The organism is Claveliimonas bilis, from assembly GCF_030296775.1.
GTDB classification, from domain to species: domain Bacteria; phylum Bacillota; class Clostridia; order Lachnospirales; family Lachnospiraceae; genus Claveliimonas; species Claveliimonas bilis.
On the sequence record NZ_AP027742.1, the window covers coordinates 134,051 to 160,347 of the forward strand.

Sequence of the window (26,297 nt, forward strand, 5' to 3'; positions counted from 1 at the left end):
TATGAGTAAAATATTTGAAAAGAGAGCAGCTGATCTTGGCATTATACTTTCTGATGAAATGAAGAGACAATTTTCAAAATATTATGAAATGCTTGTTGAGTGGAATAAGGTGATGAACCTTACGGGAATTACAGAATACGAAGAAGTTTATGAAAAGCATTTTCTTGACAGTATTTGTATTGTAAAGGCATTTTCAGAAAAGAATATCTTCTTGTCTGATACAACAAAAAAGGTAATTGATATCGGAACAGGAGCAGGGTTTCCGGGGATTCCTTTAAAGATTGTTTTTCCTGATATGGATATTACACTTCTGGATTCCCTGAATAAGAGAATTAATTTCTTAAATGCAGTAATTGAAGAGCTTGGTCTTTCCGGAATCGATACTATTCACGGGAGAGCAGAGGATTATGCGAAAAATCAACAACACAGAGAGAAATATGATCTATGCGTCTCCAGAGCTGTTGCCAATCTATCCACTTTATCAGAATACTGTGTCCCATTCTTAAAAAGGGGAGGATATTTTATATCCTATAAATCAGGAGAAGTAGATGAAGAATTAAAGGATGCAGAAAAAGCACTGTCGCTTCTTGGTGGAAAAGCAGAAAAAGTAGTGAAATTTAAGATTCCGGAAACAGATATTGGACGATCTTTTGTTATAATAAATAAGATAAAAAGTACGCCGGGAAAATATCCCAGAAAAGCAGGTCTTCCGTCAAAAGAACCGCTGCATTAAGCAGCGGTTCTTTTATTTCAGATCAGAGATATTTCATGTTTACTCTTCTGTCGGATCATCAAGATAAATATTGATTTGTTCCAAAATACCTGAAGGATCTTCAAGCTGCGGAAGATATGATGTCTTATCTATAGAAGTGATTTCAATGGAAGGAAGTATATCTTTATATTTTGAAGCAGTTTCAAGATACTTTTCCTTACTTCCGGTAATGATAAATATGCTGTTGTTCAAATTTTCAAGATATAATTTAATATTGGAAGTCAGATATCTTCCGGAAATACTTGCAAACAGATTTTTGGATTCAGCATTTCCGATATGAGCAGCTTCGTAATAAACCTTAGTATCTCTTTCAGATATGTTGTTTTTATCATAGAAATATTCGGTACAAAACAGATTTTCTATGGTTTTTCTTTGAGTAAGGATGTTATATAAAAGTGTTCCGATAAGAGGAAGCTGAATTAATTTGGTCAAAATTTTAGTTTTGCTATTAGGTATATGCGCAGATGTCTGTATATCAGATGGATTTATCATAATAATCCGATCTATAATATCATGGTCATTCTGACAAGATCCTAAAATAAAAGAAGAAGATTCTCCTGTAACAATAACATCTGTTTTACTTTTTATAACATTTTTAATAAAATCAGTGATCATTTGTACATAGAGAAAATTTGTATAGGTAAGAGCAGGCTTATCTGATCTTCCACATCCAAGCAGATCCAAAGCATATACAGTTCTGGTTTTTGATAATTCATCTATCATATAGCTCCATTCATAAGAAGAACTGTATGAGGAGAGATCATGTATTAGTAAAATAGGTTTTCCATTTCCGGCTTTTCGATAAAAAATCTTACCGAATTTCCATTCGTAGTAGTTTTCGGGTGTATGACTTAACAGATTGTCCAGGGTGGCAGAAACGTAAATTGCTTTATTTATCAGATGTATACCAATTGCAGTTGTTCCGGCAAGAATAGTTGTGATTGTAAGATTCTTTTTCCAGCTCATATTTATTCTCCCTTCTTTTTTATAATTATCATCCGCCTATATGTTTATATATACTGAATGAGTTATAAATATTTTATCATAAATAGGAGTATAACTAAAGAGTTTTTGAAAAATGTTTCACGTGAAACATCTTAAAGGAATGGTTTTATTTTTTAATAGAAAATATGTCTTAAAAATATTTGATTTGTTTCTACAAAAATATAGAGCGTATTGTCCCCTTGTACACCGACGCTGTCGATAAAAAATAAATTTTTCTCTTTTCATATTTGTATTTTAATAGTGGAGAGATTTAAACTTTTTAAGGCGGATAATTAAAAAGTACCAGCTATACCTTAAATAAAGATAATAATGTAAAGTACAGAATAGCAAAGATTAATATATATTTTTTATAGAGGGAGAAAATTAAGATAATATTGTAGAAGTGAAAAAGAAAGTACGAACGTATACAAAAAAGTAAATGTTTCACGTGAAACATTTATGAAAAACAGAAAAAATATGTTTCACGTGAAACATAATGTAGATAATAGCAAAAAAAGATGTTATACTAATAACTATCATGAGAAAGGTGAGTATAAAAAATGGGAAGAATTATAGCGATTGCTAACCAAAAAGGTGGAGTTGGAAAAACGACTACGGCAATTAATCTTTCGGCATGTCTGGCGGAAAAAGGAAAAAAAGTACTTTCCATTGATATGGATCCACAGGGAAACATGACGAGTGGATTAGGAGTCAGTAAAGATGAAGTTGAAAAGACAGTTTATGATCTGATTATTGGCGAAGCAGAAATAGAAGATATTATCTGCCGGGAAGTATCTGAAAATCTGGATATTCTTCCAACAAATATAGATCTGTCTGCAGCGGAAATAGAATTAATAGGAATTGATGATAAAGAGTATATTATAAAGAAAGAAGTGGAAAAAATCAGAGATAATTATGATTTTATTATTATTGATTGTCCTCCATCATTAAGTATGCTGACCATTAATGCTATGACAACGGCAGATTCTGTTTTGGTTCCAATTCAGTGTGAATATTACGCTTTGGAAGGTTTAAGCCAGTTAATACATACCATTGAACTGGTTCAGGAAAGATTAAATCCAGTTTTATCTATAGAAGGAGTTGTTTTTACAATGTATGATGCAAGAACAAATCTTTCGCTGCAAGTAGTAGAAAATGTCAAAGATAATCTGAATCAGAATATTTACAAAACCATTATTCCCAGAAATATACGTCTGGCAGAAGCTCCAAGTTACGGAATGCCTATCAATCAATATGATTCAAAATCAGCGGGAGCAGAAAGCTATAGATTATTGGCAGATGAAGTGATCAATAAATAGTGGAGGGAAAAATATGGCGGTAAAAAAGAAAGGTTTAGGAAAAGGACTTGACAGTCTCATTCCAGATAACAGGTCATCAAAAGCATCAGAAAAACCGGAAAAAAAGGAGCCTTCACATGTTGAAGAAATGAAAACCGGTGAACAGATGATGAAAATAAATATGGTAGAGCCAAACAGAGAGCAGCCGCGAAGAAATTTTGAAGAGGATGCCCTTCTGGAACTTGCTGATTCTATCAAACAATTTGGGGTTCTTCAGCCTCTTATTGTGAGAAAAAGAAATGATTATTATGAAATTATTGCCGGTGAGAGAAGATGGAGAGCTGCTAAAATAGCAGGGATTAAAGAAGTTCCTGTTATCATTAAGGACTATAATGAACAGGAAGTCGTAGAAATTGCTCTCATTGAAAATATTCAAAGAGAAAATTTAAATCCGATTGAAGAAGCAATGGCTTTTAAAAAGCTTCTGGAAGAATATCACCTGAAACAGGATGAGGTAGCTGAAAGAGTTTCAAAAAGCAGGACAGCAGTTACCAATTCTATGAGACTTCTGAAACTTAATGAAAAAGTTCAGCAGATGATTATTGATGATATGATCAGTACAGGACATGCAAGAGCACTTCTCGCTATTGATGATCTGGAACAACAGTATATTCTCGCAAATAAAATCTTTGATGAAAAACTGAGTGTAAGAGAGACTGAAAAGTTGATCAAGGAATTGAAAAATCCTAAAAAGGCAAAAGAGAAGAAAAAAGTAGAAAATTCTTTTATTTATACAGATTTAGAAGATAAAATGAAAGAAGTGTTCGGTACAAAAGTACATGTTGCAGTGAAAGGAAAGGGAAAGGGAAAAATAGAAATAGAATATTATTCGGATGATGAATTAGAACGTATGTTCGATATGATTATGTCCATAAGAAAGGAAGAATAGATTTAATGGAAAGTACAATATTATCAAGATTGGGAATAGATCCTGCATTTATATTTTTATTTCTGATCATTTTAATTATTGCTCTGTTCGCTTTATATGTAAATGTAAGTATGAAATATGACAGACTAAAAAACAGCTACAACTCGTTTATGAGAGGAAAAGATGGCAAAACTTTAGAAGAAAGTATCCTTTCAAAATTTTCGGAAATTGATGGTCTTGCTAAACTGACAAAACAGAACAGACAGGATGTAAAAGATATATACCGAAAGATGGAAAAAGACTTTAAAAAGCTGGGTATAGTGAAATATGACGCCTTCAATGAAATGGGCGGAAAATTAAGTTTTGCACTTGCAATGCTGGATGGAAATAACAGTGGATGGGTAATTAATGCTATGCATAGCCGAGAAGGATGTTATACTTATATAAAGGAAATTGTAAAGGGAGAAAGTTATGTAGAACTTGCAGAAGAAGAAGCAGAAGCTTTGGACCGTGCAATTTTCAGTGAAGTATATAACATGGATGTAAAAGAAACAAAGAAACGGCCAGGCGGAAAAGGCAGCGCAACCGGAAGGATGAATGCAACAGGCAAAATCGGAGCAACCGGAAAAATAAATACAACAGGTAAAATTGGTGCAACAAGTAAAATTAATATAAAGGATGAGGTGTAAAAGATGTTAGATATCAAATTTGTGAGAAATAATCCGGAAGTAGTAAAGGAAAACATTAAAAAGAAATTTCAGGATGAAAAGCTTCCCCTTGTAGATGAAGTATTAGAGCTTGATAAGAAAAACAGAGACATCAAGCAGGAGGTTGAGGTACTTCGTGCAGAGAGAAATAAGATTTCCAAAGAAATCGGCGCATGTATGGCACAGGGTAAAAAGGATGAAGCAGAAGAATTAAAGAAAAAAGTTCAGGCAAATGCTGACAGAGTGGAAAGCCTTTCTAATGAAGAAAAGGATGTAGAAGCAAAGATCAAAAAGATTATGATGACAATTCCGAATATCATTGATCCTTCTGTACCGATCGGAAAAGATGACAGCGAAAACGTTGAGATTGAAAAATTCGGAGAACCTGTTGTACCGGATTTTGAGATTCCATATCACACAGAAATAATGGAAAGCTTTAATGGAATTGACCTGGAGAGTGCAGGAAGAGTTGCAGGAAACGGATTCTATTATCTGATGGGAGACATTGCAAGACTGCATTCTGCTGTACTGGCTTATGCAAGAGATTTCATGATCAACAGAGGATTTACTTACTGCATTCCTCCGTTTATGATCAGAAGCAATGTAGTAACCGGAGTTATGAGCTTTGCAGAGATGGATTCCATGATGTATAAGATCGAGGGAGAAGATCTGTATCTGATCGGAACAAGCGAGCACTCCATGATCGGAAAATTTATCGACACAATGCTGGATGAAAGCACACTTCCGCAGACACTGACATCTTATTCACCATGTTTCAGAAAAGAAAAAGGAGCTCACGGAATCGAGGAAAGAGGAGTTTACCGTATTCACCAGTTTGAAAAACAGGAAATGATCGTTGTATGTAAACCGGAAGAAAGTATGGTATGGTATGATAAATTGTGGCAGAATACAGTAGACCTGTTCCGTTCTCTTGACATTCCGGTACGTACACTGGAATGCTGTTCAGGAGATCTGGCAGACCTGAAAGTAAAATCCTGTGATGTGGAGGCATGGTCCCCGAGACAGAAGAAATATTTTGAAGTAGGAAGCTGCTCTAATCTTGGAGATGCACAGGCAAGAAGACTTGGCATCCGTGTAAAAGGAGCAGAAGGCAAATATTTTGCCCATACTCTGAATAATACTGTAGTAGCACCTCCGAGAATGTTAATTGCATTCCTGGAAAATAATCTGCAGGCAGACGGATCTGTGAAGATTCCGGAGGTACTGCGTCCATATATGGGTGGAATGGAAAAAATAGAAAAGAAAAAATAAATCCTTGTAGACAATGATTCAGGAAAGAAGCCGATGCATAAATATTTAAAAGCAATAGGATATGGAAATATTTCAACAAGAAAAAAGCTGAATACCTTTTTAAAAGAAATGGAAGAGCATTATTCCAGTCATGAGCTGATATCAGTAGAGACAGAATCCGATTTCTGCGAATACCAGAAAGAGTGCGGAGCAGGAATCGGAGTGGCGCTCTGCGGAGATATGGATATGGAGGAAAATTTTTTCAGACAGTATTATTATCCATATTTTATCGGAAGCGGGATTTCTTCTTATGCTGATATCAGTGTGGAAAAAAGAATGGACAGGGAAGCATATGTAGGCATATGTGAAGATGTAAAAGTAGGGATCAGCCTTATTTTTCATCTTCAGAATGTGTTGGAATATATGAAAGAGAATCAGCTTTCAGGCGGAAGCATGAAATTCGGATCTGTCACTTTGTCCGGTCTTTGTAATTCCGGTACAGTTCTTTTTCCTGTTCTGAAAACAAAAGAGCTGGAGAAACGGAGCAGGGAAGAATCAAGAAACAGAATGATGCTTTTAAGCGCTGCAAGAAATGGGGATCAGACAGCAATGGAAAGCCTGACTCTGGATGATATTGATATTTATTCCAAAGTTTCAAAACGTCTTGTAACAGAAGATGTATTCAGTATTGTGGATACATATTTTATGCCCTATGGAGTGGAATGCGACAGATATTCTATTCTGGGAGAAATATTGGAACTGCATACAATTGAAAATGAAGAAACAAGAGAAGAACTGTATGTGATGAAACTTGATGTCAATGAACTGCAGTTTGATGTGTGCGTGCCTGTAAAGGAAGTGCTGGGAGAACCTGCAGTTGGAAGAAGATTTAAAGCAAATATGTGGCTTCAGGGAAGAATTAACTTTTAGTTTAGGACGGGATTTTTTATCCCGTCTTAATTTAAAATAAGGGTATCTACTTCAAAAAATGATTGATTTTATATCTGCAAAATGCTAAACTATACTAGTACGGCAGTTATTATGAAATGATAACTGGGACATTATTTTAATAAGTCGCTATAGCTCAGCTGGATAGAGCGACCGCCTCCTAAGCGGTAGGCCGGAGGTTCAAATCCTCTTAGCGACGCTTACAAAAAAAGCCGAAAACACTGATTTTTCAAGATTTTCGGCTTTTTTCATATTTTTTCGGGAAAAGTTGAACTTATAGAAAGAGCAAACTTATGGGAAAAATAGGTCATGGAAAGATTTGGCAGACAGGGGATCAGTTCCCTGTCTGTCTGTTTTTTAAGATTCTCCATAGTGTGCTGCGGCTGATTCCGAGCCGGCGAGAAGTTTTCTCTTTGCTGCCGTTTTCCTCTTTGAGAACCATCTGAATAATCTGATAATTGATTTCTTCCATAGTCTGGGAGAGATCCAGATTAATGGGAACCTGAGTTGCGGAAAGATTAAGTTCCTGATCAAGCATATACTTCACATTCTGATAAGATATATATGGCGTCTGGGTGATAACTGCCAGTTCCCGGAGAATATGGCGAAGTTGATTCAGATTTTGCGGCCAGGAAAAATTTGTCATTAGCTCCATGGCTTCCGACTCTACCCCGATGATCTGCCTGCCCAGATGGACGTTGAGCCGGTGCAGGTATAGAGCGACAATGCTGGGAATTTCTTCTTTTCGTTCCCGCAAAGGTGGAAGCTTTAGTGTGAGACAGGAGAAATGATTTTCCAGGTAAGTTCTGCAGGTTTTTGTGTTTGGGTACTGTCTGGTATTCAAAACAAGGGAGAATATCAGACGGTTCCGGTTGGCCAGACCGGCATTATCCAGATAGGCAAAAAGTTTATTGGCCTGTTCCTCGCTCAATGCCCCTGGATTCTTAATGTAAATTGTGGTGTGCAGAGTGTTCAACGGGGAATTTTCACTGGAAAGGAGGGTATTCCATTTACGTTCGTTTATCAGCTCACAGTCGATGGTATAAAAAGGTGCATGGCAAAATGGACCGTTTTCGTAAAGAAGCGAGGCGGCTTTGTCTTTTCCTGTTCCGGATTCTCCTAGGATCAGAACCGGGAGCCGGCTCTTGCTATACTCATCGATGGTGAATGAAATTGTTCCCATATTGTTGGAACTGCTGTAGGAATCCATGAAATCATTGGGAGTCTGATCTAATTTATTATAAATGTTGAACCCCAGATTTTCCTCTGAAAAAATGGCTTCCTTCTGTTTGATGGTGATGCCTGTATATTTTTGGCCAGCATAGTATAAATGGCGGTTGGACAGAGTATATATTTTATCCCGGATTTGACGTTCTATGCTCTGATTAGGTACTTTCAAAAAGGCTTTTAGATAGGTCTGCACCAGATTCATCAGGGAATTATTCTGGTCTTCCTGAGGAAAACTGGAGAACCAGAGAAAACCGGCCGGATCATAGATCAGAAATTCCCGGTCATCGCTGGTAAGAAGCGCCTGAAAAAGATCTTTCTGCCTGTATACGTGTTCGGCGGAATGGATCAGTTCAATGGCGTTGTCGATTGCTGAATGAATGCTTTCTGTTCCAGAGGTGATGAGGATGGAATTTAAATTCAGCCGTTTGGCTGCGTTGATTCCTGTGATGTCACACAGTACCAGGGTACACCCGTTTTTTTTGGCGGCCTGAAGGGAGCGGTAAGCATCCTCTTCACTGGCGAACGTAAAAATGTCAATGTCGTACTGCAGCAAGTCGCAGATCATGTGTGCATTTTCGGTGATGGAAGAGAAACCGGCGATGGCGAACTTCCCGGAATAATTCTGCGCCAGTTTGATAGTGCGGAGAATATCATAACCGGAGATAGAAATCTCCGCAACAGGAAGATCGACTGCGGAACGGATTAGCTTTGCTGTACCTCCCCGAGAGAGGATGACGTCATAATTATTGTGGGCAAGGCTCATTGCGATTCTTTTTCCGGCGTCCAGGTCGCCCACTTCTACAGTTATATCCACGTCCTGTCGTTCTTGAGCAATGGCAGAGACCGCGTCTGCCAGCCCCTCGTAGGGAGCGATAACTAAAATTCTGATTTTACGCATAAAAATCTCCTTTTATTGATGATAAAAATATTATAATCTATTATGTTTCATATTACAACAAACAATAATAAAAACGTGTCAAAATTAAACGAAAAAACAAATATTTTGCGTTGAATCATGAATATAAAAATGCTATTGTATAAACACAAATGAAATAGGAATAAAATTTGTATTAAAATGAAACATTATGAATGGAGGAGATTATATGGGATATCAAATTAAGATTCCAGCTTGCATTTACGGTGGAGAAGGATGTATTGAGAATATTAACAACATTATCGAAAAAGAAAATGCAAAGAAATTGATCGTTTATACAGACAAAGGAATTAGAAAAGCTGGTCTTCTTGATATTTTTACCAGAGTAGTGGATGAGATTGAGGCCGAGTATAAAGTGATTGATGATCTGACAGCAGAGCCTGCTTATCAGGATGCAGAGCGTGTTATCAGGGAGGCAGAAGATTACAGCGCAGACCTGATCATTGGTATTGGCGGCGGAAGCGTTATGGATGCGGCAAAATTGTGCTCCGTATTAAAAGGTGCAGATTATACCATCCGTGATCTTTTGAAAGATCCGACTCGGGCGAGAAAACAGGTGAAAACAGTGATGATCCCGACCACCTGTGGTACCGGATCCGAGGCAACATGTAACGCCATCGTTGCAATTCCGGAAGAAGAGTCCAAGCAGGGAATTGTTAATGACAGCATGATTCCGGACTATGTGATCCTGGATTCTCAAATGATCCGTAAACTTCCCAAATCCATTGTTGCAGCTACCGGCGTAGACGCTTTGGCTCATGTAGTGGAATGCTATACATCTAAAAAAGCAACTCCATTTTCCGATACATACGCAGCGGCAGGCGCAAGATTAATCTTCCATAATATCCGCGAAGCATACAGTAATCCGGATAATATGGAGGCAAAGAACAGCATGCTTCTTGGCGCTTTTTACGGCGGCGTTGCCATTACAGGAAGCGGAACCACAGCCGTTCATGCACTCTCCTATCCGCTTGGAGGAAAATATCATATTGCGCACGGTGTATCCAATGCGATTTTGTTTGCGCATGTTATGGAATACAACAAAGAGGCATGCAAAGACAGACTGGCACAGCTGTGCGATGCAGTATTTCCGGAGCAGAACTCCAAAAATGTTGATGAGAAAGCAGACTATATAATCGGACAGATAGCTGATATCGTGAAAGTGACTGACATTCCTACGGATCTGAATCAGTTTGGTGTAAAGATGGAAGACCTTGATTTTCTGGTAGACGCAGGAAGCAAACAGACCAGGCTTCTGGTGAATAATATGAGAGAGTTAAGCCTGGAAGATATCCGTACGATTTATAAGAGAGTCCTGAAATAAAATGAAAGCTTACAGATCATAATCTGGCAGGAAAGGAAGGATGAAGAAATGATTAAGAGGCCGATTATTGGAATTACCATGGGAGATCCGGCGGGAAATGGATCCGAGTTATCCGTAAAAGCATTGACAGATCCGAAAGTATACGAAGAGTGTCGTCCGATTATCATCGGCGATGCTAACTGTATGGAACAGGCAGTGAAGATTGCCGGAAAAGAAGGGCAGATTAAGATTCATCCGGTGGAGGAAGTAAAAGACGCTAAGTTCGAATACGGAACCATTGATGTTTATGATATGGGCCTTGTGGATATGGAAAAACATATCTTTGGAAAAGTTTCCAAAATGTGCGGTGAGGCGGCGTTCCAGTATGTAGTGAAAGTGATTGAGCTGGTCATGAAAGGAGAAATCGACGCTACAGTGACTAATGCACTGAACAAAGAGGCGATCAATATGGCTGGCCATCATTATTCCGGACATACCGAGATTTATGCGGATTATACCCATACATCTAAATATACAATGATGCTCGCACATGACAATCTCCGGGTGGTTCACGTATCTACCCATGTTTCTTTGAGCCAGGCCTGTAGTCTGGTGAAAAAGGATCGAGTTCTGGATGTGATCCGCATTGCGAACCAGGCCTGCAAGGATTTGGGAATCAAGACCCCGAAGATTGGAGTTGCCGGATTGAATCCGCATTGTGGGGAGAATGGAATGTTTGGTACCGAGGAGATTGAGGAGATTCAGCCGGCAATCGACGCAGCGATGGAAGAGGGAATCTGTATTCCGGAGAAAAAACCGACTCCGCCGGATACAGTGTTTTCCAAAGCTCTCGGTGGATGGTACGACATTGTAGTTGCCATGTACCACGATCAGGGGCACATCCCGCTGAAAGTCAAAGGGTTTGTTTATAATAAGGAACTGAAGAAATGGGATGCGGTGGCTGGTGTGAATATTACCCTTGGGATTCCGATCATCCGTGTATCAGTGGATCATGGAACCGGGTTTGATCAGGCGGGAAAGGGAACTTCAGATGCGCTGAGTCTGTTAAACTCCATTGAATACGCAATTCTCTTTGCCCGGAATCGAAAATAAACAGGGGGAAGAAAAATGGTAAAACTGTTGATGATTGCAGACGATTTTACCGGAGCTTTGGACACAGGTGTCCAGTTTGCTAAAAAAGGGATTTGTACACAGATTTTCACAAAACAAAAGCTGGAGAAAGATGACATTAAAGAGGAAACAGAGGTTTTGGTGGTGGATACGGAATCCCGTTCCATGTCAAAAGAAGATGCATACAACGCTGTATACCAGCTATGTATCTGGGCAGCAGAGCACGAAGTGGAATATATCTTTAAGAAGACGGATTCGGCTCTGCGTGGCAACATTGGAGCTGAATTGCAGGCTATTCTGGATAGCGAAAAAGACAAAAGACTGTACTTTCTGCCAGGATATCCTCAGATCGATCGAATCACCAAAAATGGTATCCATTACATATCAGGAGAACTTCTGGAGAAAAGTGTTTTTGGCAGGGATCCCTTTGAACCGGTGACGAAATCATATCTGCCGGATATTATAGGAGAACAGAGCAGTGTTCCCACTATCTGTGTCAGATGCGGGGAAAATATTCCTTCCCGAAAAGAGGAAAAGGAGATTGTGGTCTGCGACCTTGTTGAAACGGAGGATATTGACCTGCGTCTGGATGAACTGTTCCGGAAGGAAAATATAAATCTGTTAGCTGGATGTGCGGCTCTGGCAGACCGTCTGGTGGAACGGATCCCATTCCAGCGCCAAACGCCCGGAACCTACAGAAAGACTGAGTATTTCTACGTAGCTTGCGGAAGTCTGAACCGGATCACAGAACAGCAGGTGGTTTATGCAAAGGAAAAAGCCGGATTTGCGGGAAGACATCTTACGGCATGTCAGAAACTGAATCCTTTCTACTATGATACGCCAGAGGGAAAACAATTTTTGGAAGAAATCTTACAGCTTTGTCAGAAAAAGAAAAAGGTAGTGCTTGATACCTTCGATGAGAATGAGGAAAAGGAAATCTATATGAGGGAGCATAAAATCTCTCCAGAAGAAGTGAGATACCTGATCGCAAATGCTCATGGAAGAATCGTTCGGGAGATCGTGAGCCGTCGGATGGACGTGACGATCCTGATGACAGGAGGCGATACCTTGATGGGATATATGAAAAATATCGGATGCTCTCAACTGGAGCCGGTTTGTGAAATCGAACCTGGTATTGCAGTCTCTGTTCTGGAATGGAACGGATGCCGGCAGCAGGTAATCTCGAAGTCAGGAGGTTTCGGTACAGAGGACATCATGGAAAAGATTGCAATAAAAATTTTAAAATAAAGTGCAAAGGAGAGATTCAACATGAAAAACGTGGAATTGAAAGGAATTATCACACCAATTCTGACCCCGATGAAAGAGGATGAGAGCATAAATCTGGATGAGCTTTGTATTCAGATTGACCGTCTGATCGACGGAGGCGTACATGGCATTTTCTGCTTCGGGACCAACGGCGAGGGTTACATCCTGGACGAAAATGAGAAAATCGCAGTTTTGGAAGCAACTATTGATCATGTAAAAGGCCGTGTTCCGGTTTACGCAGGTTCGGGATGTATTTCCACCAGGGACACCATCCGTATGAGCAAAAAAGCACAGGAGCTGGGGGCAGATGTTCTGTCCATTATTACGCCAAGCTTTGCAGTTGCTTCACAGAAAGAACTGTATGATCACTATGTAGAAGTTGCAAAACATGTGGACATCCCGATTGTTCTGTACAATATTCCTGCACGTACAGGAAACAAACTGCTTCCGGAGACAGTAGCAAAGCTTGCAAAGGATGTGGATGTAATCGTTGGTGCAAAGGATTCCAGTGGCGACTGGGACAACTTAAAAGCATATATTCAGCAGACAAAAGATCTGGATAAAGATTTTTATGTACTGTCCGGTAATGACTCCCTGATTCTTCCGAGCCTGAAGGAAGGCGGATTCGGTGGTATCGCAGGATGCTCCAATGTATATCCACATGTACTTTCTTCTATCTATAATCTGTTCAAAGAGGGCAGAATCTCAGAAGCAGAGGCAGCACAGGAATCCATCGCCGGTTTCCGTGCGGTATTCAAATACGGCAATCCGAACACTGTTGTAAAAAAAGCCGTTTCAATGCTTGGCTATCCGGTAGGCGAGTGCCGCAGCCCGTTTAACTATCTGTGCGACGAGGGGGTGGAAGCCCTGAAGAAAGTTCTTAAAGAGAACAAGAACAATGGGATGAACTAATACATACATGTGAGAGGAGAAATCGGCATGAAAGTAGTAATGACACAGGCTGTATGTCCGGAAGGACTGGCTATGCTGGAAGGAAAAGCTGACATTTACGTGGCTGATAATGGAGACCCCAACAATTATCTGGATGAAATGAAAGATGCAGATGCGCTGATCGTACGTATTGCAAAATGCGATGAACATGCCATTGAGAACAGTTCGAATCTAAAAGTCATCGGACGTACTGGTGTGGGCTATGATTCTGTGGACGTGAAAACGGCTACTGCCCATGGGATTCCGGTTGTGATCACTCCGGGAGCGAACAATCGGAGCGTGGCAGAGCATGCTGTCGCTATGATGTTCGCTCTGTCCAAGAATATGCTGGAAGCGCAGATAGAGATGGGCAAAGGCAATTGGAAAATCCGTGACGCGAAGAAGGCTTTTGAGCTGGAGGGAAAGACTGTAGGTATCCTGGGCCTTGGCGCAATCGGAAGAGAAGTTGCCAGGATATGTGAAGGATGTGGAATGAAAGTTTCAGCTTACGATCCGTTTATGAACAAAGAGCAGATTGAAGGTTACGGCGCCGTCTACTATGAGGACTATGAAGAACTTCTGAAAGACAGTGATGTGGTGACTATCCATGTACCGCTCACCGAGCAGACAAAAGATATGATAAAAAAAGAGCAGCTGGAACTGATGAAGAAGACCGCTATTTTGATCAACTGCAGTCGCGGCGGGATCATCAACGAGGCAGATTGGGTAGAAGCATTGAAAAACGGCGTGATTGCTGGAGGCGGCACTGATGTGTACTGCAACGAACCGCCGGCAGCAGACGATCCGCTGCTGAACTGCCCGAATCTGGTGGCTAGTCCTCACTCTGCTGCCCAGACCCGGGAAGCTGTGATCAAGATGGCGCAGATGTGTATAAATGGCTGCCTGGCTATCATAGAAGGAAAGAAATGGCCTTACGTGGCCGACAAAGCTGTCTATGATCATCCGAAGTGGAAAAACGCCGAGTGGGCGGAAGTATAATAGAGAAGACTTTAATTGGAGGGATGGGAAATAATGGATTCAAGTTTAGTTGCAATTATTGTTATTATAATTACGATTGCCTTTTTTATATGGGGTAAATTCCCTATGAGTATTGTTTCTATGGCCGGCGCTGTGGCTATGGCAATGTTGGTACCGGAAGTAGAGCTGTCAGAAGTATATGAAGGATTCTCTGCTCCCGGATGGATCATGGTAGTCGGTATGTGCGTGGTCAGCGCTGCTCTGTTCGAGACTGGTGTGGCGGACCGTATCGGTAAAAAGATCGGCAACTCCTGGTGGGCAAAATCTGAGCGCCGTTTCGTGGTTGCGGCGGCAACCTGTTGTACGATTATGTCTGCATTCATGAGCAACAACGGAACCGTTGCCATCTGGATGCCGCTGATCGCGGTAGTAGCGGCAGGATCTGCTGGAAAGATCCGTTCCAAAATGGTTATCTTCGCGGCAGGAACCGGCGCTATCATCGGAGGAGGTTCTACCCTGATAGGTTCTACGTCTCAGCTGGCAGCTAACTCCGTACTGCAGGGTTATAAAGGTTATGAGGCGGGGCTGGGTGTATTCGATATGACCAAGATCATGCTCCCAGTATGTATCGTACAGATTATTTTCTGGGGAACTTTTGGTTACTGGCTGCTGAAAAAAGTCCTGAAACCGGGAAGCCCGCATTTCAACGATGGAAATATGTATGCAGAGGATCTCTATGAGGATAACGGAGAAGACAAATATGCAGATATTCCAAAGTGGAAAGGCAATGTGGCTCTGGGTACTATGCTTCTTTGTATCGTACTGTTCATTATTCAGGGATTTGAACCTTTCAGCAATTATCTGAATATTGCGCTGGTTGGTATGATCGGCGCCACCATCGTAATCGCTACCGGATGTATCGGTGTGAAGAAAGCTTACGCAGATCTTCCATGGGATGTATTTATCGTAATCGGTACAGTAAGTACACTGGGAACTGGTCTTGATGTGACCGGCGGCGGTGAGATGATCGCCAACTTCGTACTGAACTTCTTCGGAGGACAGAATGCTTCTGTTCCGGTACTGACTGTGGTTATCGCAGTGCTGTGTAGTGTACTGACCAATTTCATGCAGAACAATGCGACTGCGGCCATGTTGTGCCCGATTTGCATCCCGATGGCTCTTGCCCTGGGAATCAGCCCGGTACCGTGGGTAATTCTGATTGCGGCAACCTCCAATTTCGCAATCGCTACTTCTTACGGGACTGCTGTAAACATTCAGATCCTGCCGGCTGGTTACAAGTTTATGGACTTTGTGAAGATTGGTGGACCGTTGCTGATTATCTCTATCATTGTAGTTTCACTTACAGCGAACATGTTCCTCTTTTAATAACAAAGAGGGATGTAAAGGAGGCGTTGCAAAATAGATGATTAATTCATCTATGGAGCAACGCTCCTTTTTTACTTTATAGAAAAAAGCATGATTGATGAATTTTGAGAAAAAGAAAACCCGCTGAAAAGCGAGCATGGAAATTAGACGGTTCAAGGTCAGAAGATGTAAAAACCTTCCTCACCGAAGTCGTCATCCTCCAGATCATCAAATTCGTGTAAGAAATAATCCATGTCCAAAAGGTCGTCATAGCTCAAGTCGCGGACCTCATCAGAGGTCATGCCTTCTGGAGGATTTTTCATATACTGTTCCCGAAGTTCCTTTGCAAGTTCAGCCTCAGTGACTCGTTTGATAGTGACCGCCTCCATTCTGTATCAGGTACCTTGATTGTACCATGCAGCAGGAGACTATGGAAGAGAAGAAAAAGCGGCAGGGGATCGGCACCGATGCTTTCGCATAGCCCTTTCATATAATTCATGCAAAGGAACGGGTTTGTGGTTGAAATATAATTCAAGAAACAGCATGGGCGTACCGCAGGAAGGACATTTTAAAGGATCATATCCGAAGGAATGAAGGATGGAATCCCGCCAACGGTTAAAAGAAAGAAATATTTTATGTTTTTCCCTTGAGATAGCCTTGTGAAGATATCTGTCAGATTTGCGATGCCTGGCATAAATCCCATAATAACGGATCATTTTGAAATGTTTTTCCGGGATATGCTGGGTAAGCCGGGCCATGAAATCAAGAACAGGAATGGTTTCGGTAACCAGCTTCTCGTCTTCGTGGCGGTTGTAATGGAAGGTAACAAATTTGCCGTCATAAGAGTCAATACGTGAAGTGGCAATGACTGGCCTGCCAAGGTAACGGCCAATGTACTTGATTACTTGAGAAGGATTACATTTATTGGGCATGGCCCGGACATAAAACCCATTTTTGTGGTCGGCATAGACAGAAGCCTTAAGTTTTTTAAAGGAATCGCCGATTCTGGAATGCAATTCGTTCAAAAGGGCGGTCTGAAAGGAGTCACGCAAGAGTTTGTAGTTGAAGTGTTTCTTATGACGCCAGCGAAGAGAATTTCCAACCCCACCTTCAGAAACGAGACAATGGATATGAGGATTCCATTTCGAGTCCCTGACAAAGGTATGAAGAACACAGATAAAACCAGGAGTAAAGAGTTCGGATTTGTTGTCTTTATGGAACATACGAGAGATAACACTGTTAACGGCAGAGAAAAGGCAGTTTAAAAGAGAACGGTCAGATAAGAACAAAGGGCGGAGTTCCCTGGCGATTGTGAAAACGCAATGGCGATGCTGGACATTGATGATCTTAAAAGACATAGAGGTAGTCCTGTCAATGGCATACATGTTGCCGCAGGAAGGACAAAAACGTGAATGACAGCGGAAGGGGACAAATTTGAAATTTCGGCAGGAAGGGCAGGCATACATGGCGCCACCGAAAGAAGGATCGCCACAATGAATCATTTTTTCTACATTTTCGATGACAGAGTCACGGGGATGTTGAAGATAGAGCATTTCTTCAAAATGGTCTGTAAAAATTTTCTGTAGTATGTTCATAAGGCTATTATGAAGGAAAATGGCACAAAAAGAAACCCCTAACCCCTCAAGATTGAGGGGCAGGGGAGTTGAAGTGTCGAAGACACTTTTTTACATGCCGAAAAAGCAGGAGGGAGAAAACCGATGCAGGTTACATTAACAATAGATTATGCTATGTGGATTCTTACACTTTTGGGAAAAACGACAGAAAGGATCAATGCAGCGACGATGTCGGAGCGCCTCCACATTCCAAGAAGATATACAATTAAAATCCTCAACAGATTGAAAGAGTCCGGCCTGGTAGAGGTACGCGCCGGAGTGAAAGGCGGTTATCATCTGGCAAGAGGGCTGGATGAGATCAGTTTCGGAGATGTGGCTAAGGCTATGGGGCAGAGCATCAAGATAAGTAAATGCCTGGAAGATGGAGGTGGGTGCACCTTTGGAAAAAAAGAAGAATGCAATGCCAGATGCTTTTATCAGGCATTGCAGGAGAAGCTGGAGGAAGGGCTTTTTAACGTCACTTTACAGGAGATACAAAGACCTTAGAGATCTTCCAGATTAATACCTCTTGGTACATCCATATGCCGCAGAGTAATGTCATAGATATGTGCAATATCTCCCTGCTCCATGGCATTCAGGATAGCAAGATGCTCATCATATGTATCTTTCATTCTTCCCGGATGGGAAAGGGACATTTGGGCCAGCCGCTGCATCCGGTACATAAAGGTATCGAAAATAGCAGAGAATTGCTGGTTCTCAAGGTAGTGAACGATGGAAATATGAAATTGAAAATCGTAAGTACAGAAATCCTGGATGGACTGAGAAACCTCCAGGATTTCTTTCATTTCATCCATAATAAAGTGAAGCTCGCTAAAGAGGCGCTTTGCCTTTTTAGAAGCGAAAGTGCGCGTAATCTCCATGGTACAGTAAGTTTCCAGAGCTGAGCGGACCTGGAATGTTTCTGTCACATCCTGCCGGGTAAGCTGATGAAGGCGAAATCCCTTGCTTGGAATAATATCAATATAGCCTTCCTGCACCAGCCTGTGGATCGCATCGCGGAAAGGAGTGCGGGAAATGCCAAGTTCTCTGGAAAGCTTTGTCTCAGAATAGATTTCGTGATAGGAAAGCTCTCCTTCGGAAATCATTTTCTTTAAATGTTCATAGGCCTGTTCGTTGAGTGTCATCATTGGTAGATGCTCCTTTACTGTGTTTGTCTATATTTTATCAAAAACTATGGGAAAATCCAACAATTTTCTGTGGATTTTGCTCAAAAAATAAGGGGTAAAATTAGCGAAAACGGAGAAAGAGAATTTGAGGGATTGACCGGTATACCGGTATGTAGTAGAGTGAAAACAGGAACAAAAAAGAACACTTTAGAAAGAAAAAAAACAAAAAGGAGAGAAGAAAGTATGAAAACAGGATTTATCGGACTGGGAATCATGGGAAGACCAATGGCAAAAAATCTGCTCAAAGCAGGAGTGGATCTGATCGTAACAGATCTGAACAAAGAGGCGGTAAAAGATGTAGTGGCAGCCGGAGCACAGGAGGGTACATACGAGGAAATCGGAAAGGAATGTGGTGTTGTATTTATTATGGTGCCAAGCGGTGATATTACAAAATCCATCCTTTTCGGAGAAGGCGGAGTGGCATCTTTTATAAAAGAAGGAAGCATTGTATGTGATATGAGCTCTGTTACGCCCGTTGAGTCCAAAGAGTGCTATGAAAGGTTGAAAGAGATTGGCGTTGGTTTTGTAGACGCCCCTGTATCAGGAGGAGAAACAGGAGGCATCAACGGAACACTGGCTATTATGGCGGGAGGAGATCAAAAGGACTTTGATGCCCTGAAAACATATTTTGACATCATGGGATCTTCCGCTTTGCTGATCGGCGGTCCGGGAAGCGGAAGCGTGACAAAGCTGGCAAATCAGATCATTGTCAACAATACGATCGCTGTTGTATCCGAAGCGTTTGTTATGGCGGCAAAAGCCGGGGCTGATCCGGTTAAAGTATATGAAGCGATCCGGGGCGGTCTGGCAGGAAGCGCTGTTCTTGATTCCAAGATTCCTATGATCGTGGAGAGGAATTTCAAACCAGGCGGACCGATCCGCATCAATCATAAAGACATTAAAAATGTGGTAAATACAGCTCATGCGATCGATGTTCCGATTCCATACACGGCACAGCTCTATGAAATTCTCCAGACTCTGAAAATTCATGGACATATGGAGGATGACCACGGCGGAATCGTACAGTATTTTGAAAAGCTGGCAGACGTGGAAGTGAAAAAAGTGGATTAGGGCAGAGAGAGCAGAGGAGAAGGAGGAAACAAAAATGGCGATCAGTACAGATATTTTGACTTCCTATAAAAAAATAGACGAGGCATATATCGATAGTCTCTTAGAAAAAGAGATTGAAAAGAACCATAAAAAAATTGTTGTGCTGGACGATGATCCTACAGGAGTACAGACGGTTCATGATATTTCTGTATATACAGGATGGGATAAGGACAGCATCCGCCAGGGATTTGAAGAAGAAAACAGCCTTTTCTATGTACTGACTAATTCCAGGGGATTCACGGAAGAACAGACAATAAAAGCTCACCATGAGATTTCCGCAGTGACAGACGAGGCGGCCAAAGCAACAGGAAAAGAGTACATTTACATCAGCAGAAGCGACAGTACGCTTCGGGGACATTATCCTTTAGAGACAGAGCTTTTGAAAGCAGATTATGAAAAATATACAGGGAAAACCGTAGACGGCGAGATCCTTTGCCCTTTCTTTAAAGAAGGCGGAAGATTTACCATTAACAACGTACATTATGTGAAATACGGCGATACTCTTGTACCTGCCAATGAGACAGAATTTGCCAAAGACAAGACATTTGGCTATACAGCTGCTGATCTGCCATCCTATGTAGAGGAGAAAACAAAAGGAGCTTATAAGAAAGAGGATGTCACCTGTATTTCTCTGGAAGATATCCATGATATGGCTGTAGATAGGATAGAGGAGCAGCTTCTGGCAGTAAAAGATTTTAATAAGATTATTGTCAATGCTGTGGATTATGCGGATATCAAAGTATTCTGCGTGGCTTTGTACCGGGCAATGGCAAAGGGAAAGACCTTTATGATGCGTACGGCGGCCGCTATTGTAAAAGTTATGGGCGGCGTGACAAGCCAGCCTCTTCTTACAAGAGAAAAAATGGTAGTCAAAGAGACAGACAACGGCGGTATCATTGTGGTAGGATCTCACACTGAAAAGACAACCCGCCAGCTGGAGGCACTGAAAGAGCTGAAAGACATTGAATTTATCGAGTTAAATGCAGCTCTTGTGAAGGATGACGCGGCGTTTGAGGAAGAAGTAAAACGCTGCCTGGAAAAAGAGGAAGAATGTATTCGTGCCGGAAAGACGGTATGCTGCAGTACGACCCGTACACTTATTACAGCAGACACAGGAGATAAGGAAGACGAACTTCGTCTTTCTGTAAAAATCTCAGATGCAGTGCAGTCCCTGGTGGGGCGTCTTACCGTTACGCCTGCCTTTGTGATTGCAAAAGGCGGCATTACATCCAGTGATGTGGGAACAAAGGCGCTGGCAGTAAAAAAAGCAAATGTGCTTGGACAGATCAGGCCGGGTATCCCGGTATGGCAGACAGGGGAGGAAAGCAGATTTCCTTCTGTTCCATACGTCATCTTTCCGGGTAATGTAGGTGATGACAGTACGCTGAAAGAAGCGGTAGAAATTTTATTGAAGAAATAGACGGACCATTTAACATTTACAGGCAGACAGGGGCTGTAAAATGCAGCCCTGGCGGCCGTACTATTCTAATCATGTCTTTAAAATAAAGTTGGTTCTTAAAATCTTCTTTGCCAATTTCTTATAGTTCAAATCAAATGTTTTAAAATAAAAAATGAACAAAAATAGAGATGAAAAACAACAAAAACAAACATAATAATTGTAAAAAATCTCTAAAAACATTGATAAAAAATAGATTAAATTGACACAAATAAACATTAGAAGTATTATATAAACATAAAAGAACATTAAGGCAAAGGAGGAATAAGAAATGCCACAGTGTGTAGTGATTGCGGATGATCTGACAGGAGCAAATGCCACAGGTGTGCTTTTGAAAAAGATGAACTACACTGCCTATACAGTCATGAACACAGAGCGGATTGAACTAAGTACGCTGAAGGACTGTGATTGTGTATTGTATCCTACAGACAGCCGGGGGGTAGATCCCAAGATTGCTTACAATCGGGTATATAATGTCTGCGGTCTGTTAAAGAATGATGAGGTTAAGGTATATTCTAAAAGGATTGACAGTACATTGAGAGGAAATCTCGGCAGTGAGACAGATGCTATGCTGGATTGTCTGGGAGAAGATTATGTGGCTGTTGTTGCGCCGTGTTTTCCCTCTTCGGGACGTATCGTGATCGGAGGCTACATGCTGGTAAACGGACTGCCCTTACATAAAACAGATATCGCCATTGATCCGAAAACACCTGTTAAGATCTCGGAGGACGCAGTGCTTTTTGCAGAGCAGAGCAAATACAAAGTAGCGTCTGTCCTTATGAAAGATCTGATGCATGGAAAGCATTATCTGGCGGATCTGATGAAGAAACATGTGGAAGAGGGCTGCAGGATTCTGGTCGTTGACTGTGTGACTCAGGAAGACCTGGACCTGATCGCAGACGCAGTGATCACCAGCAAACTGAAAGTAGTTGCAGTAGATCCGGGTGTATTTACGGCAACTCTTTCAAGAAAGCTGATCACACCTTCCGAGAAGAAGGAGAAGAGCCGTATTCTGGCAGTAGTAGGAAGCGTCCATCCTAATACAAGGAAACAGATGGAGGAATTGTGGCTGTCCCAGAGAACTCACAACGTGTTTGTCAATACAAAGGAACTTCTGGAGGACGAGGCAAGAAGGGAAGAAGAAATTTCCAGAGTGACAGAGGAAATCCTAAGGGAGTGCAAGCTGAATATGGTATCCACTGTGACAGGGGACGGTATATATCCGGAAAACCGTATAGATTTTAAACCTTATATGGAGAAATATCATTGCTCCATGGATGAAGTGACAGAGCGGATCAATTCGGGATTTGCAGAGATTACCTACCGCATTTTCAAGGCCGAGCCGGAGTTCAAGGGTCTTTACACAAGCGGCGGGGATATTACGGTATCTGTGTGTGCCCGATTTAATACCGCAGGATTAAGCCTTATGGATGAAGTACTTCCACTGGCAGCTTACGGACAGTTCTTAAAGGGAGAATTTGAAGGTGTACACATCATTACAAAGGGCGGAAGCCAGGGACAAAATGATGCGATCAACCGCTGTATTACTTATCTGAAAGAGAAACTTTATATTTAAGACAGGGAGGAATGAAAGATGAAAAAACCATTGATTGCAGTAACGATGGGAGACCCGGCCGGAGTTGGTCCGGAGATTGTAGCAATGTCGCTTGCATCTGCAGAGGTGACAGATGTAGCAGACTGCATTATTGTAGGAGACAAAAAATGCATGGAAAACGCAATTGACATTACAGGTGTGAAGCTGGAAGTCAATGTAGTGGAAAAGCCGGCGGATGGAAGATACGAAAAAGGCGTACTCAATCTGATCGACCTTGACAATATCAATATGGATGAGTTTGCTTTTGGAAAAGTCAGCGGCATGTGCGGAAAAGCGGCATATGAGTATATTGCAAAAAGTATTGAGCTGGCAAATGCAGGAGAAGTAGACGCAGTATCTACAACGCCGATCAACAAGGAAGCCCTGAAGGCAGGAAATGTAAACTTTATCGGCCATACCGAGATTTTCGGCGCTTTAACCGGGACGGAAGATCCTCTGACTATGTTCGAGACAAATGGTATGAGAGTATTTTTCCTGACAAGACATGTTTCCCTGCGGCAGATGCTTGATATGATCAAGAAAGACCGGATCATCGACTATGTAGTGCGGTGCACAGAGGCTTTAAAAAGGCTGGGCGTCAATGAAGGAACAATGGCGATCGCAGGACTTAATCCGCACAGTGGAGAGCATGGACTCTTTGGCTGGGAAGAAGTGGAAGAGATTATTCCGGCTATCGAAGAACTGAAGAAAATGGGCTATGATGTGGCGGGGCCTGTAGGAGCGGATTCTGTATTCCATCAGGCAGCCATTGGAAAATACAACAGCGTTCTTTCCCTGTATCATGACCAGGGACATATCGCGACAAAGACGCTGGATTTTGAAAAAACAATCGCAATAACAAATGGAATGCCGATTCTTAGAACTTCTGTAGATCACGGCACTGCATTTGATATAGCGGGCACCGGAAAGGTAAGTGCCGTGAGCATGATCGAAGCCATCCGGCTGGCCGCAAAATACGCACCTCATTTTGTAAAGTAAAAGAGAAAAGTAAAGAGAGAAAACTTATCTAAAGGAGGGTTCTATTATGGTAGGAGGACTTGACGGCAACAGAATGCTGCTGGGTCTTGCAGTAGGTATTATTATTCTTATTGTCCTGGTATTAAAAACAAAGGTGCAGGCATTTCTTGCCCTTATCATCTGTACCGTTATCGTGGGGGTTGTAGGCGGTATGCCTTTGGCAAACACCACATTGGAGGACGGCACTACACTTGGAATTATTAACTCTATCACCGGAGGTTTTGGAAGCACACTTGGAAGCATCGGTATCATCATCGGATTTGGTGTTATGATGGGACAGATCTTTGAAGTGACGGGAGCTGCAAAGAGGATGGCGCATACATTCTTAAAGCTCTTTGGAAAGAAAAGAGAAGAGGAGGCTCTTTGCCTGACAGGTTTCCTTGTATCTATTCCGATCTTCTGTGACTCTGGTTTTGTGGTTCTTTCACCTATCGCAAAGGCGATCTCAAGAGCAACGAAGAAGTCCGTCATCGGTCTTGGCGTTGCGCTGGCAGCAGGGCTTGTTATCACACACTCCCTCGTTCCGCCAACTCCGGGCCCCTTAGGCGTATGCGGTATCTTTGGAATCGATGTAGGTACATTTATTTTAATGACACTGGTTCTTGCCCTTCCAATGGCAATTGCCTGTATCATTTATGCAAAGAAGATTCTGCCGAAGAAATTTTACCGTATTCCAAACGATGACGGTGAAATCGTAGAGATGCCTTACCGTGAACCGGATTATGAGAATGCGTTCCATATGGGTGATGAGAACATGCCGGGCACATTTGAATCTTTTGCACCGCTGTTTCTCCCTATTATTCTTATCCTGATCAATACAGTAGCCACTGCTATGGGAGCGACAACAGGAGTATGGGAAGTACTTATCTTCCTCGGACAGCCGATCATCGCGGTAGGTCTTGGACTTCTTCTTGCTATCTTTACACTTGGAAGGAATCTTGACAGACATACTGCTCTGACAGAAATGGAAAAAGGAATGCAGTCTGCCGGTATTATCATGCTTGTAACCGGCGGAGGCGGAGCTCTCGGACAGATCATCAAAGATTCCGGTCTTGGTACCTATATGGCAGAGGGACTGGCACAGACAGCGATTCCGATCATTGTGCTGCCGCTTATCATTTCCACTTTAATGCGTTTTATCCAGGGATCAGGAACTGTTGCCATGACAACAGCAGCAAGTATTTCTGCTCCGATCATTGTAGCAGCGGGCGTAAATCCGACACTTGGCGCGATCGCATGCTGCGTGGGTTCCCTGTTCTTCGGATACTTTAATGACAGTTATTTCTGGGTAGTAAACAGAACGCTGGGTGTTACAGAAGCAAAAGACCAGCTGCAGGTATGGTCAGTGACATCCACAATCGCATGGGCTGTCGGTGTTGTTGAAGTTCTCGTATTGAGTATTTTCATGTAATCGTGTACAATGACCAGTAAGAGGTGATTTGTATGCTGGCGGCAGAGAGACAGGCTAAAATAGTGGAAATTATCAGAAGGCAGGGGAGCGCACAGGTAGAAGATCTGGCGCAGAACCTGCAGGTAAGCACTATGACAATAAGAAGGGATCTGGAAAAACTGCAGGAGGACGATTTACTGGAGCGGTGCCACGGAGGTGCGGTGGCAAAGCAGGAGGTAGCCTATGCAGATAAATGTACCAGCCATAAAGATGAGAAGCGGAAACTGGCAGCGGCCTGCCGGTCGCTGGTTTCAGACGGAGACAATATCTATCTGGATGCGGGGACAACTACATATGAAATCGCAAAAGTGATTCAGGATGTATCGGATATTATGGTTGTGACAAACGATCTTGAAATAGCAGGACTTCTGAAAAACAGCCCGGCAGAGATTCTGCTCTGCGGAGGGGTGGTACAGAAAAGTACAGGAAGTATGCTTGGATATTATGCAACTCAAATGCTGGAAAATTTCAGATTTGATGTGGGATTTTTCGGCGCTGCTTCCATTAATGAAGAGTTAGAAGTTTCGACGCCGACGGTAGACAAGGCATTTTTAAAAAGAATGGCTCTGGAACGATGCAGCCGGGGATATCTGGTAGTAGATGAATCAAAGTTTGGCAAACAGGCCATGGCAAAGGTCAGTCATCTGGCAGATTACACGGCGGTTATTACAGACAGGAATTTCACGGAAGAGGAAAAGGAAGAAGCGAAAAAATCCGGAGTCAGGATTATACGTGTTTAGTGGGGACGGGGTTTTTCAAAAACCCCGTCCCCATTTGAAAATCTGCTTTTTAGTTGTTGACAGTTTTAATAGACAGAGATAAAA

The 26,297-nt window shown here is 42.0% G+C and carries 23 protein-coding genes, 1 tRNA gene and 1 pseudogene; 20 read left to right on the forward strand and 5 right to left on the reverse strand.

All coding sequences use genetic code 11. The annotated features are described in order from the left end of the window. Window position 1: 1 nt before the first annotated feature. Window positions 2-733 carry a 16S rRNA (guanine(527)-N(7))-methyltransferase RsmG gene (gene rsmG, locus R2J37_RS00580; RefSeq protein WP_230107456.1) on the forward strand — a complete coding sequence of 244 codons (732 nt, stop codon included), beginning with the start codon at window positions 2-4 and terminating at the stop codon, window positions 731-733. A gap of 39 nt (window positions 734-772) precedes the next feature. Here rsmG and R2J37_RS00585 read toward each other — a convergent pair whose 3' ends face one another. Continuing rightward, window positions 773-1,738, reverse strand: coding sequence for an alpha/beta fold hydrolase (locus R2J37_RS00585; protein ID WP_316265977.1), 966 nt, complete (start codon window positions 1,736-1,738; stop codon window positions 773-775). Between the two features lie 578 nt (window positions 1,739-2,316). Here R2J37_RS00585 and R2J37_RS00590 point away from each other — a divergent pair. From R2J37_RS00590 to R2J37_RS00615, 6 genes and pseudogenes are all read left to right on the forward strand, one after another. Then, the gene (locus R2J37_RS00590) at window positions 2,317-3,075 is read left to right on the forward strand and encodes a ParA family protein (RefSeq protein WP_256195496.1); all 759 of its coding nucleotides are present in this window, start codon (window positions 2,317-2,319) and stop codon (window positions 3,073-3,075) included. Between the two features lie 13 nt (window positions 3,076-3,088). After that, the gene (locus tag R2J37_RS00595; protein WP_230107453.1) at window positions 3,089-4,003 is read left to right on the forward strand and encodes a ParB/RepB/Spo0J family partition protein; all 915 of its coding nucleotides are present in this window, start codon (window positions 3,089-3,091) and stop codon (window positions 4,001-4,003) included. Window positions 4,004-4,008: 5 nt separating this feature from the next. After that, window positions 4,009-4,539: pseudogene (locus R2J37_RS00600) on the forward strand (DUF4446 family protein); the annotation flags it as partial. Between the two features lie 135 nt (window positions 4,540-4,674). Beyond that, window positions 4,675-5,961, forward strand: coding sequence for a serine--tRNA ligase (gene serS / locus R2J37_RS00605; protein ID WP_256195498.1), 1,287 nt, complete (start codon window positions 4,675-4,677; stop codon window positions 5,959-5,961). Between the two features lie 33 nt (window positions 5,962-5,994). Continuing rightward, the gene (locus tag R2J37_RS00610; RefSeq protein WP_230107451.1) at window positions 5,995-6,870 is read left to right on the forward strand and encodes a DUF3881 family protein; all 876 of its coding nucleotides are present in this window, start codon (window positions 5,995-5,997) and stop codon (window positions 6,868-6,870) included. A gap of 143 nt (window positions 6,871-7,013) precedes the next feature. Further along, window positions 7,014-7,087: transfer RNA gene (locus R2J37_RS00615), tRNA-Arg, on the forward strand. A 135-nt stretch (window positions 7,088-7,222) separates the two neighbouring features. On the opposite strand, the gene R2J37_RS00620 is transcribed toward R2J37_RS00615, so the two are convergent. Beyond that, entirely contained in the window at window positions 7,223-9,016 is a 1,794-nt protein-coding gene (locus R2J37_RS00620) for a sigma-54-dependent Fis family transcriptional regulator (protein ID WP_316265978.1), read from the reverse strand. Between the two features lie 205 nt (window positions 9,017-9,221). Here R2J37_RS00620 and R2J37_RS00625 point away from each other — a divergent pair, with 205 nt between their 5' ends. From R2J37_RS00625 to R2J37_RS00650, 6 genes are read left to right on the forward strand one after another with little or no spacing between them, the layout of a single operon-like run. Next, window positions 9,222-10,376 (forward strand): iron-containing alcohol dehydrogenase, encoded by a 1,155-nt coding sequence (locus R2J37_RS00625; protein ID WP_316265979.1) that lies wholly within the window; start codon window positions 9,222-9,224, stop codon window positions 10,374-10,376. A 48-nt stretch (window positions 10,377-10,424) separates the two neighbouring features. After that, on the forward strand, window positions 10,425-11,468 hold the full coding sequence (pdxA, locus tag R2J37_RS00630; protein ID WP_256195532.1) for a 4-hydroxythreonine-4-phosphate dehydrogenase PdxA: 1,044 nt from the start codon (window positions 10,425-10,427) through the stop codon (window positions 11,466-11,468). 15 nt (window positions 11,469-11,483) lie between these two features. Beyond that, window positions 11,484-12,734: a four-carbon acid sugar kinase family protein gene (locus R2J37_RS00635; protein ID WP_256195534.1), complete on the forward strand. Its 1,251-nt coding sequence runs from the start codon at window positions 11,484-11,486 to the stop codon at window positions 12,732-12,734. Window positions 12,735-12,755: 21 nt separating this feature from the next. Next, entirely contained in the window at window positions 12,756-13,664 is a 909-nt protein-coding gene (gene dapA / locus R2J37_RS00640) for a 4-hydroxy-tetrahydrodipicolinate synthase (RefSeq protein WP_256195535.1), read from the forward strand. Between the two features lie 27 nt (window positions 13,665-13,691). After that, the gene (locus tag R2J37_RS00645; RefSeq protein ID WP_256195537.1) at window positions 13,692-14,681 is read left to right on the forward strand and encodes a hydroxyacid dehydrogenase; all 990 of its coding nucleotides are present in this window, start codon (window positions 13,692-13,694) and stop codon (window positions 14,679-14,681) included. A 33-nt stretch (window positions 14,682-14,714) separates the two neighbouring features. Continuing rightward, a complete protein-coding gene (locus R2J37_RS00650) occupies window positions 14,715-16,046 on the forward strand; it encodes an SLC13 family permease (protein WP_256195539.1) in 1,332 nt (443 codons plus the stop codon). Between the two features lie 158 nt (window positions 16,047-16,204). Here the strand turns inward: R2J37_RS00650 and R2J37_RS00655 are convergent, their stop codons facing one another. Further along, a complete protein-coding gene (locus R2J37_RS00655; protein WP_256195541.1) occupies window positions 16,205-16,414 on the reverse strand; it encodes a hypothetical protein in 210 nt (69 codons plus the stop codon). Window positions 16,415-16,453: 39 nt separating this feature from the next. Next, window positions 16,454-17,620: an IS91 family transposase gene (locus R2J37_RS00660; protein WP_316265980.1), complete on the reverse strand. Its 1,167-nt coding sequence runs from the start codon at window positions 17,618-17,620 to the stop codon at window positions 16,454-16,456. A gap of 123 nt (window positions 17,621-17,743) precedes the next feature. Here R2J37_RS00660 and R2J37_RS00665 point away from each other — a divergent pair, with 123 nt between their 5' ends. Further along, the gene (locus tag R2J37_RS00665; RefSeq protein WP_230107442.1) at window positions 17,744-18,145 is read left to right on the forward strand and encodes an RrF2 family transcriptional regulator; all 402 of its coding nucleotides are present in this window, start codon (window positions 17,744-17,746) and stop codon (window positions 18,143-18,145) included. Here the strand turns inward: R2J37_RS00665 and R2J37_RS00670 are convergent. Further along, window positions 18,142-18,786, reverse strand: coding sequence for a GntR family transcriptional regulator (locus R2J37_RS00670; protein WP_230107441.1), 645 nt, complete (start codon window positions 18,784-18,786; stop codon window positions 18,142-18,144). The genes R2J37_RS00665 and R2J37_RS00670 overlap by 4 nt on opposite strands. A gap of 222 nt (window positions 18,787-19,008) precedes the next feature. On the opposite strand from R2J37_RS00670, the gene garR reads away from it, so the two are divergent. From garR to R2J37_RS00700, 6 genes are all read left to right on the forward strand, one after another. Continuing rightward, window positions 19,009-19,896 carry a 2-hydroxy-3-oxopropionate reductase gene (gene garR, locus R2J37_RS00675; RefSeq protein WP_230107440.1) on the forward strand — a complete coding sequence of 296 codons (888 nt, stop codon included), beginning with the start codon at window positions 19,009-19,011 and terminating at the stop codon, window positions 19,894-19,896. Between the two features lie 34 nt (window positions 19,897-19,930). Beyond that, entirely contained in the window at window positions 19,931-21,355 is a 1,425-nt protein-coding gene (locus R2J37_RS00680) for a four-carbon acid sugar kinase family protein (protein WP_316265981.1), read from the forward strand. A gap of 307 nt (window positions 21,356-21,662) precedes the next feature. After that, entirely contained in the window at window positions 21,663-22,967 is a 1,305-nt protein-coding gene (locus R2J37_RS00685) for a four-carbon acid sugar kinase family protein (RefSeq protein WP_316265982.1), read from the forward strand. Between the two features lie 18 nt (window positions 22,968-22,985). Further along, on the forward strand, window positions 22,986-23,984 hold the full coding sequence (pdxA, locus tag R2J37_RS00690) for a 4-hydroxythreonine-4-phosphate dehydrogenase PdxA (protein WP_230107437.1): 999 nt from the start codon (window positions 22,986-22,988) through the stop codon (window positions 23,982-23,984). A 46-nt stretch (window positions 23,985-24,030) separates the two neighbouring features. After that, window positions 24,031-25,434 carry a GntP family permease gene (locus R2J37_RS00695; protein ID WP_316265983.1) on the forward strand — a complete coding sequence of 468 codons (1,404 nt, stop codon included), beginning with the start codon at window positions 24,031-24,033 and terminating at the stop codon, window positions 25,432-25,434. 32 nt (window positions 25,435-25,466) lie between these two features. Beyond that, window positions 25,467-26,213, forward strand: coding sequence for a DeoR/GlpR family DNA-binding transcription regulator (locus R2J37_RS00700; RefSeq protein ID WP_230107435.1), 747 nt, complete (start codon window positions 25,467-25,469; stop codon window positions 26,211-26,213). Window positions 26,214-26,297: the final 84 nt, after the last annotated feature.

What these genes read in the sequence shown, in the direction of transcription:
- rsmG (WP_230107456.1), top strand. Translation starts at nt 2, where the DNA reads ATGAGTAAAATATTTGAAAAGAGAGCAGCTGATCTTGGCATTATACTT.
- R2J37_RS00585 (WP_316265977.1), bottom strand. Translation starts at nt 1,738, where the DNA reads ATGAGCTGGAAAAAGAATCTTACAATCACAACTATTCTTGCCGGAACA.
- R2J37_RS00590 (WP_256195496.1), top strand. Translation starts at nt 2,317, where the DNA reads ATGGGAAGAATTATAGCGATTGCTAACCAAAAAGGTGGAGTTGGAAAA.
- R2J37_RS00595 (WP_230107453.1), top strand. Translation starts at nt 3,089, where the DNA reads ATGGCGGTAAAAAAGAAAGGTTTAGGAAAAGGACTTGACAGTCTCATT.
- serS (WP_256195498.1), top strand. Translation starts at nt 4,675, where the DNA reads ATGTTAGATATCAAATTTGTGAGAAATAATCCGGAAGTAGTAAAGGAA.
- R2J37_RS00610 (WP_230107451.1), top strand. Translation starts at nt 5,995, where the DNA reads ATGCATAAATATTTAAAAGCAATAGGATATGGAAATATTTCAACAAGA.
- R2J37_RS00620 (WP_316265978.1), bottom strand. Translation starts at nt 9,016, where the DNA reads ATGCGTAAAATCAGAATTTTAGTTATCGCTCCCTACGAGGGGCTGGCA.
- R2J37_RS00625 (WP_316265979.1), top strand. Translation starts at nt 9,222, where the DNA reads ATGGGATATCAAATTAAGATTCCAGCTTGCATTTACGGTGGAGAAGGA.
- pdxA (WP_256195532.1), top strand. Translation starts at nt 10,425, where the DNA reads ATGATTAAGAGGCCGATTATTGGAATTACCATGGGAGATCCGGCGGGA.
- R2J37_RS00635 (WP_256195534.1), top strand. Translation starts at nt 11,484, where the DNA reads ATGGTAAAACTGTTGATGATTGCAGACGATTTTACCGGAGCTTTGGAC.
- dapA (WP_256195535.1), top strand. Translation starts at nt 12,756, where the DNA reads ATGAAAAACGTGGAATTGAAAGGAATTATCACACCAATTCTGACCCCG.
- R2J37_RS00645 (WP_256195537.1), top strand. Translation starts at nt 13,692, where the DNA reads ATGAAAGTAGTAATGACACAGGCTGTATGTCCGGAAGGACTGGCTATG.
- R2J37_RS00650 (WP_256195539.1), top strand. Translation starts at nt 14,715, where the DNA reads ATGGATTCAAGTTTAGTTGCAATTATTGTTATTATAATTACGATTGCC.
- R2J37_RS00655 (WP_256195541.1), bottom strand. Translation starts at nt 16,414, where the DNA reads ATGGAGGCGGTCACTATCAAACGAGTCACTGAGGCTGAACTTGCAAAG.
- R2J37_RS00660 (WP_316265980.1), bottom strand. Translation starts at nt 17,620, where the DNA reads ATGAACATACTACAGAAAATTTTTACAGACCATTTTGAAGAAATGCTC.
- R2J37_RS00665 (WP_230107442.1), top strand. Translation starts at nt 17,744, where the DNA reads ATGCAGGTTACATTAACAATAGATTATGCTATGTGGATTCTTACACTT.
- R2J37_RS00670 (WP_230107441.1), bottom strand. Translation starts at nt 18,786, where the DNA reads ATGATGACACTCAACGAACAGGCCTATGAACATTTAAAGAAAATGATT.
- garR (WP_230107440.1), top strand. Translation starts at nt 19,009, where the DNA reads ATGAAAACAGGATTTATCGGACTGGGAATCATGGGAAGACCAATGGCA.
- R2J37_RS00680 (WP_316265981.1), top strand. Translation starts at nt 19,931, where the DNA reads ATGGCGATCAGTACAGATATTTTGACTTCCTATAAAAAAATAGACGAG.
- R2J37_RS00685 (WP_316265982.1), top strand. Translation starts at nt 21,663, where the DNA reads ATGCCACAGTGTGTAGTGATTGCGGATGATCTGACAGGAGCAAATGCC.
- pdxA (WP_230107437.1), top strand. Translation starts at nt 22,986, where the DNA reads ATGAAAAAACCATTGATTGCAGTAACGATGGGAGACCCGGCCGGAGTT.
- R2J37_RS00695 (WP_316265983.1), top strand. Translation starts at nt 24,031, where the DNA reads ATGGTAGGAGGACTTGACGGCAACAGAATGCTGCTGGGTCTTGCAGTA.
- R2J37_RS00700 (WP_230107435.1), top strand. Translation starts at nt 25,467, where the DNA reads ATGCTGGCGGCAGAGAGACAGGCTAAAATAGTGGAAATTATCAGAAGG.